The organism is Mesorhizobium sp. WSM4820, assembly GCF_055811075.1.
Map to the genome: position 1 here is coordinate 1 of NZ_JBVVQN010000058.1, position 1,918 is coordinate 1,918.

The window sequence follows — 1,918 nt, forward strand, 5'->3', positions numbered from 1 at the left end:
CATAAGGATTGCCGGGCAGCGCCTTGACATGGGCGACGAATTGGCCGCCGCGGCTGCGCTGCAGCGGGGTGGCGACGGAGACCTTGACGCCGAACTCGTAGGGCTTGTGGGCTTTGCCCTTGCCAATGCACTCGACCTCCGGAGCATGCAGGGAATACACCTTCTTGCTCCGCTCTCGCTGGCCCGGCGCGTCAGGGATCAGCGCCAGCGCGAGCGGGGCAAGAAGCAGGCGCGCAATGATACGATTTCTCAAGTCTTCGTGAAGACTTCGCAATCATGTCATTCACGCCTATGGTCACGGTGTCGTCTAAGGCCGAACTCAATGTCCGCCGGACAACGAAGCCTCTTGCCGGTGTCGAAGCGGACACCGCAAGCTAGTCGACAATCTGACAGGCAAGCTCTTTAGCCGCTTTTGTCAGGATCTCGGGCGCCTCTCCAACGACCACAGTATCGTCTACACGGAAACCTCCCAACCCCCACTCGTAGACGCTCTCCTCAACTGTAAACACCTGGCCGGCTTGCATCTTCCGCGTGTTAAAGGGCATATTAAAGGGCCACTCGTGTCCCATGAGTCCTATCCCGTGTCCGGTCCGGGTTATGATTAGGTCTCCCAAGCCTGCGCGCTCGTATACAGACTGGGAGGCTTCGTCGATCGCACACGTCGGATTGCCCGCAATAGCAGCCGCACAGCCAGCTCGGGTAGCAGCCAATGTAGCTTTGTAAAGCTCGGCCTGCCGTGCTGTAGGCTTGCCGCAAAACCATGTACGTTCATCTTCAATCCAAAGGCCATTCATTCTCACGCCGATCATATTGACAATACCGTCGCCTTTCTCAATACGAGCGCCGGTCGGGAACGACCAAGCGTGGCATGAAACACTTGATGGACCAGACAATGTCGGCCATGGAGACAAAATGATATTCTCTCCAGGAAATCGACGTGCAGCTTCTTCAACCCCTAATGCAAACACTGACAAGTCGAGTTCCTGTACAAGACGGCCGGGCCTAATGTTTTCTTTGTAACGGTCCTGCATCCAGTCCGCGAGTGACGCCGCTTCACGCATAATCGCGATTTCTTCGGCATGTTTTACCAGGAGAAGCTTACCGCACTCGTCCAACGCTTCTTCGAGACATAGCTGAGGCAGCAATTTGGACGCACCAGCCAATGGTGCTGTGATGGCATCAACACCGATACGCGAACGGTGCAACCCCGTCTCTCTAAGCTTATCTGCAACCAGTTCGCTCAAGTTGTGCTGTAGAGGAAGTCTTCCACGCAACTGAACGTGCTCCGCATAGAACTGTATGTCATCAACCCACAGTAACTCGGCTTCTCTACTATAACGCCAGTGATGGACTGAAGTATAACTGAAAATTCCGAATGGAGTTCCATTGCGCGGTACGACCACGAGCATTGGTCGTTCCCAACCCGAAACGTCAACATTGAAGTTAGTAGCGAACTCGAAGAAATGCTCCGCCGTCAAGGCAAGAGCATCGTAACCTTCGCGATCCATTAGATCTATCATCAGTTTATAGCGGTAGTCGCGTACTGCTTTTCCAAGAAATGCCATTAGATGCGTCCTTCTGTTTTCTCAAAGAGTAGTCTCTCGATATTCTCCCGCGCTAATGCTGCCCTTTGTAGATACCTCCCCCCTTCCGAATCCCTCACCCGAGCGCGTCGAACGAGTCGCATATGCGGCTCTCTCCTCACGCCGAACGGTCGGCTCCAAAATAACGACAATATGTCGACAGTCAAGCTAGTTCCACTACAGCTCATAGCGCCAACCGAGCAAATCTGCTTTCCTGCATGCCGATGTCCTGAAGGGCGTAATGCAGGAAAGTTTCGCCGCGGCTTCGCGCTCACATATTCGGGCGTGCAGATGTGCAGATTTCCCGCAGCAAAGGTTGGTCGGCCACATAACGC

General features: G+C 54.3%; 1 protein-coding gene and 1 pseudogene. Both read right to left on the reverse strand.

Annotated elements, in window-relative coordinates; all coding sequences use genetic code 11:
* A pseudogene (locus tag AC0L2R_RS33670) lies at positions 1-181 on the reverse strand (IS5/IS1182 family transposase); the annotation flags it as partial.
* A gap of 193 nt (positions 182-374) precedes the next feature.
* Positions 375-1,565: a M24 family metallopeptidase gene (locus AC0L2R_RS33675; protein ID WP_473514083.1), complete on the reverse strand. Its 1,191-nt coding sequence runs from the start codon at positions 1,563-1,565 to the stop codon at positions 375-377.
* Positions 1,566-1,918: the final 353 nt, after the last annotated feature.